Source organism: Collinsella aerofaciens, assembly GCF_040910265.1.
Taxonomy (GTDB): domain Bacteria; phylum Actinomycetota; class Coriobacteriia; order Coriobacteriales; family Coriobacteriaceae; genus Collinsella; species Collinsella aerofaciens_BK.
On record NZ_JBDGAW010000017.1, the window covers coordinates 45,331 to 51,330 of the forward strand.

General features: G+C 61.8%; 3 protein-coding genes, 1 tRNA gene and 1 pseudogene. 4 read left to right on the plus strand and 1 reads right to left on the minus strand.

The features are described from left to right. Positions 1-377 precede the first annotated feature (377 nt). From AB5Z14_RS07565 to AB5Z14_RS07580, 4 genes are all read left to right on the plus strand, one after another. Positions 378-1,454: a tetratricopeptide repeat protein gene (locus AB5Z14_RS07565; protein WP_368130947.1), complete on the plus strand. Its 1,077-nt coding sequence runs from the start codon at positions 378-380 to the stop codon at positions 1,452-1,454. Continuing rightward, entirely contained in the window at positions 1,454-2,497 is a 1,044-nt protein-coding gene (locus tag AB5Z14_RS07570) for a hypothetical protein (protein WP_368130948.1), read from the plus strand. Before AB5Z14_RS07565 ends, AB5Z14_RS07570 begins: the two co-directional genes overlap by 1 nt. Positions 2,498-2,542: 45 nt before the next feature. Then, a complete protein-coding gene (locus AB5Z14_RS07575) occupies positions 2,543-4,720 on the plus strand; it encodes a MurT ligase domain-containing protein (RefSeq protein WP_368130949.1) in 2,178 nt (725 codons plus the stop codon). Positions 4,721-5,019: 299 nt separating this feature from the next. Further along, a tRNA-Glu gene (locus AB5Z14_RS07580) sits at positions 5,020-5,096 on the plus strand. Positions 5,097-5,465: 369 nt separating this feature from the next. Here the strand turns inward: AB5Z14_RS07580 and AB5Z14_RS07585 are convergent. Then, a pseudogene (locus AB5Z14_RS07585) lies at positions 5,466-6,000 on the minus strand (glutamine synthetase type III); the annotation flags it as partial.

Sequence of the window (6,000 nt, forward strand, 5' to 3'; positions counted from 1 at the left end):
CTCAGACAAACACTATTTTACCGTTCTGGTTGGTCAGTTATTCACCTAAAGCCGCCAATGATGAAACGTTTTTTCTATCCCTGAAGACCCTTGTGCGGCATCCATACTCCCAAGCTGGGCAAACGTTTTATCAAGGTTGACTACATATCCCGGGCAGGACTGTGCCCCTCCAAAATATGCACCGTTCGCCGCCAAAAATCGACCGTTTGCGGCACCGTGATACCACTCGGTCGTCCAAGGTGCCGACATTTGTGCGACATCCGTCTTCGTGGTGCAAAGGTGCAAGTCCAAGTGCGGCACCCCCGGTGTGCCACATGCGGGTAAACTAGAACCTTATATAGAGATATTTGAACCCTAACCGCAGCAAAGGAGGCCCCATGGCATTCGATCCTATTCAAGAGGATTGCCATCGCCTCGTTCTTGAGGCTTTGCGCCGCGACAATATCCCGCTCACCGACGCTGCCGCCGTAGAGCGTCTGATGGAACAATTCACCCGCAACCCCGCACCGCTCATCGTGCACGACCGCGACCGCGCCGGGCACCTCATTGCCAAGGTGGTCGAGGCCGTCGACTACCGCATCCCTTTTATTCCCGACGACGCCCAGGCAGAACAAGAAGAGGCCGCTGCCGAGAACATGCTCCGCGAGGCGGCCGCACTCGACCCGGCCAACTGGGATGCCCAGCGCATGCTGACGGCGCTCACCGCCGAATCCAACGAGGAATACGTACAGTACTTGGCATCCAAGTGCGATGAAGTCGAGCACGACCTGGCACTCAAGATCGCCTCGGCGCAGGACCCCTACGAGCGCGAGGCCGCTGGCGACCTTATGCGCCGCCCCTACCTGCGCTGGCTTGCCGCCTTGGCATCGCGCGCCCTCATTAGCGGCCGCTATCGCATGTCGCTCGAAGCCGCAAATCGCAGCTTGGACTTTGCGCCCAACGACCCCGCTGGTGTCCGCCACACCGCGATGCTCGCCATGGCAAAGCTCGAATACCCCGCCGAGGAGCTCAAGCGCTTTCGCTCCGCTCACTCCGTGCCCTATCTTGCCAACACGCCGCTGCGCCGCCGCCCCAAAGATGCGGAGCGCGACTTGGACCCGTGGACGCTCATCGCACTGATGAGCGCAGCCTGGCGCGAGCTGGACTACGAGGGCGCCGAGCACTACTTGCGCATCCTTGCGCGCTCGTGTCCGCACGCAGCCGAGGCACTCTACTTCCAAACCGAGTTTCCCGATGGCGTCTATGCCCGCGTCAACGTGGGTGCGGGCTCCACCGACGAGCTTGTCCTTGCGCTGTCCGAGGCGACGCCGGTACTGCAGGAGGGCCTGGGCGCCCCCGACAACGCCAGCTTTGCCGCCTGGGTCGCCACCAACGATATCGTGCGTTCCCAAATCGATGAGCGCATCCTGCAGGCGGCCGAGCAGGGTTTGCCGTTTAAGGGAGGAGACCTCTAATGGATCCGAGCGTCTACATCCCCGCCTACCTGGAGCGCACCTATCTGGCGTCGCACCCCGAGCTCACCGATGCAGCACGCGAGCTTGTCCATAACGACATGAGCGCGAATCCCCAAAAGTATGCGCAGTCCGAGCATGCCCAGGCGCTGCTGTCCTACGCCGGTGTTCATCGCCACCTGCTCGACGAGCTCCATCGCATCGAGGACATGGGCAGCGACGAGGAGTTTGAGCAGACGCGCAACCGCCTGTTCGACGACATGCGCGATGAGCTGCTCAAGATCGTCCGCATCGATGCGCATGTCCTCGATGCCCAGCTGCTCGCCATCATCTTGGCCGACACGCCCGTTGACGCCTGCCTGGGCGACCTGATGAAGCTCGAGGCGACCACGGCCGATTACCTGCAGCAAAGCGTGCCCGGGTTCGATATGGAGGCCCCGCACTACTGGGCCAATAATGTTTTGGCCGACGGTGTCACCGCAGCGGACCTTACCGTGAGCGAGCCGGCCCTTATCGGGTGGCTCCACACGCTCGAAGCCATCTCGCAGCTGTGCATGGCGAGCGCCCGCTACCGCGCTGCTGCCAACTACGCCCGCCGCGTCCTTAAAGCAGAGGGCTATCCCACTCGGGCCGCCGGCACCGTGCTGCTTGCCCTCGCCCGCTTGGAAGACCAAGACGGCTTTTTTGCCCTGGCGCATCAGCTCGAGGAACAGATGGGGGCAGACGCACTCGAAAACTCTCCTTGGTACCTGCTCGCCCGCACGATTCTGCTGTTCAAAACAAACAAGATGCGCCCGGCGACACGCGCGCTGCGTGAGTTCGCTAACCGTTGCGAGGGCGGCGCGTTCTTCTTGCTGAACTCCATGTACCAGACGCCGTACCTTCCCTGCCGACCCGAGCCACGCGATCCCTGGGATCTTTCGCACCAGGCCGTTTGGGAAGCAGATGGCATTATCTCGGACACTCCCGACTTTGCCCCCTGGGCCAATGCCTGCGAAGACGTGTCGCAGCTTGCCCAGGAATTTGCGCGCCGCTACGGATTTTAGTGACGCACTCGACCCGACCATGTCATTCACGTTAGGAACGACTTCATGAACTTCCGCTCATCTCTCGCCTGCACCTCGAGCGATATCGCCCGCTGGGGGCTGCGCTCTATCCTTAAGCGCCAGGGCGGCGTACTCCCCGGCCGCATCGCCATGAAGATCGACCCCGAGTTGCTGAGCGACCTCGCCGGCCTTGTCGACCGCAGCGTGGTGATTACCGGTACTAATGGCAAGACTACCACCTCCAACCTCATCGCTGACGCCGTTGCCGCCAGCGGCGCTACCGTGGTGTGCAACCGTGCCGGCAACAATATGGAGCCTGGTGTGGTGGGTGCTCTGCTCGAGGCCCGCGGCGGCCTTAAGCACACCAGCAGCGGCAAGCGCGTGGGCGTTTTTGAGTGCGACGAGCTCTACACCGTACGCGTTCTGCCCAAGCTCAAGCCGACGTACTTTGTGCTGCTCAACCTGTTCCGCGACCAGCTAGACCGCTACGGCGAGATCGACCATACCCAAGACGTCATCGCCCATGCCTTGGAGCTCTCTCCGGCAACGACGCTCATCTACAACGCAGACGACCCGCTGTGTGCCGCGATCGCCGCGCGCGTTCCCAACGCAAGCATCGCCTTTGGCATCGACGGCGCCACCAACACCGAGTCCGACCGCATTAGCGACTCGCGCTTTTGCTCGCAGTGCAACGCCCCGTTGGAGTACGACTACGTACAGTACGGACAGCTCGGAGCCTATCATTGCCCTTCGTGCGGATGGAAGCGTCCCGCGCTGGTCCGTCGCGTGACGGGCGTGGAGCTCGGCTGCGACGGCTACGGCTTTGACCTGGCCTTTGGACCCGAGGCCAACGCGCCCGCCGTGCACATCGCCACGCGCTACAACGGCCTGTACATGGTCTATAACGTCGCCGCTGCCTTCTTTGCGGCGCACGAGCTGGGCGTGGACGCGGCGCATCTGCAGCCCACGCTTAATGCCTACGTGCCAGCAGGTGGTCGCATGGGCCGCTGGGATATTGCCGGCCGCACCGTCGAGGCCAACCTGGCCAAGAATCCCGTGGGCTTCGATCGCCAGATCCAGTCCATTAAAACGGCAGGTGGCAGGCTCTGCGCCTTCTTCCTAAACGATAACGATGCCGACGGCCACGATGTCTCGTGGATCTACGATGTCGACTTCGAGCGCATCGCCGACACGCCGGGTCTTGTCGCCTTTGCCGGAGGCACGCGTGCGCACGACATGCAGGTACGCCTCAAGTACGCCGGCATCGATGCCGCGATTATCTCGGACGTCGCGCAGGCGATCGGCGCCGTGGCAGACGAGGCCGCCGATGACACCTTCTACGCCGTCGCCAACTACACGGCCTTCCCGCCGCTGGTCAAGGAGCTCGACGGACTCAAAGGCACCGATGCGGCCACGGTTGCCGCCCACGCTGCACCGTGCGCCGATGGTAGCGCTGTCCCCACCGATATTGCGCCGGTCGAGCTTTCGCGCCCGCTGCGCATCGTCTATCTGTACCCCGATGCCCTTAACCTCTACGGCGACGGCGGCAACGTCATCGCCCTCGAACGCCGCTGCGCCTGGCGTGGCATTCCCGTGCGTGTAGACGAGGTCCGTATGGGCGAAACGCTTGATTTGACCGATGCCGATATCGTCATGATGGGTGGCGGCTCCGACCGCGACCAGCTAGCCGTGGCACACGAGCTGCTCGCCCAAAAAGACAAGGTCGCGGCCTATGTTGAGGATGGCGGCTCGCTGCTTGCCATCTGTGGCAGCTATCAGCTGCTCGGCCGTTCGTACTATATGGGCGACGATCGCATTGAGGGTCTGGGCGTCATTGCCGCCGAGACTGTGCGCGGCTCAGACCGCCTGATCGGCAACGTCGCCGTCAAGACCGACCTGGCACCCGAGCCCTTTGTGGGATTCGAGAACCACGGCGGCCGCACTCTGCTCGACGCAGATGCCACGCCGCTCGGAACGTCCGTCGTCACGGGTACCGGAAACAACGGCGACGATGGCTTTGAGGGACTGATCTACAAGGGCGTCATCGGCACGTATCTACACGGACCGGCACTGCCCAAGAACCCCGAGCTTGCCGACTGGCTCATTACCCACGCCCTCGAGCGCCGCGGCGATGCGCAGGCCACAGCCCTGCTGCCGCTCAAGCCCCTCGACGACACCTACGAGCACACCGCCCACGACGCCGCCATGAAGCTCCTCCCCTAACGCCCCACTACCACAAAGGGGACAGGCACCTTTGTGGTGGTTTTGACCTGCCCCAGCGATTTATCTCGATCTGTAACATCTAGACCGTTAAAAGTCGTCTTAGTGTTACAGATTGAGATGTTCATCCCGACGCCTGCCTTTTGTCTCGATCTGTAACAGATAGAGCCGATTTATCCGCCCAGATGTTACAGATTGAGATCTTTGAAGGCCGGGGCAGAGGACCAGCTCCTTTGTGATGGTTTTCCAGTTTGTCATCGATATACGAACTGGTGAAAAAGTCTGCTATACTCTTTCCCGCTGTCCCCATCGTCTAGCGGCCAAGGACGCCACCCTTTCAAGGTGGATATCGCGGGTTCGAATCCCGCTGGGGGCACCATCTGAAGCTGAAGCTCGTTACCCTCGCGGTAACGGGCTTTTTTCTGCCTCAATACCGGGATTCGAACCCGGCAGGGTGCGGAGCTGAGGAAACGCGAAGCGTTTTCCAGCGCAGCACGCAAGGAGCGAAGCGACGCAGCGGAAGCGGGCGGCGCCAGCCGCACGCGGACATCCCGTTGGGGGCACCATTTGAATTGAAAAGCCTGCTGCCAATTCGGTAGCGGGCTTTTTGCTATCCATATGCCGGGATTCGAACACGCAAGCCCCACTCCACCACAAACAAATGCCATCACAGCTTTCGCCAACAAAAAACCGGGGTCCGCGCGATGCGGACCCCGGCTCAATACTGTGACGATATGTCAGTTACGCTCTACACATAGAACAGGATGTCGTCGTAGGTCGGGACCGGCCAGTAGTCGGCAGCCACGATCTCCTCCATGGCGTCCACGGCGGCGCGCAGCGTAGCCATAGCGGGAGCGACCTCGTGAGCGTACACGTTGGCCTGCTCCTGACCATCGAGGGCCTCGGCCTTCTGATGCACGGCGTCGAGGGCCTTGATGGAGTCGTTGATGGTGGTGATGCCGTTGCAGAGCTTGTTGAGCGTGTTCTGCTCGCACTGCATGGCAGCCTCGGCACCGGCGGCGCGAATGGCCTCCAAGCCCTTAGCAACCTTGGTGGCATAGGCGGTGATGACCGGACGATAGGTACGACGTGCCTCGCGAATCATCGTGGTAGCCTCGATGTTCATGAGCTTGTTGTACTTCTCGAGCTTGCAGTCGTAGCGGCACTGGGCCTCGGCCTTGGTAAGAACGCCCATCTCGTCGAACAGGGCAAGAGCCTTCTCGGAGACAAAGGCGGGCAAAGCGTCCGCGGTGGTCTTGTTGTTGGCAAGGCCGCGCTTCTCC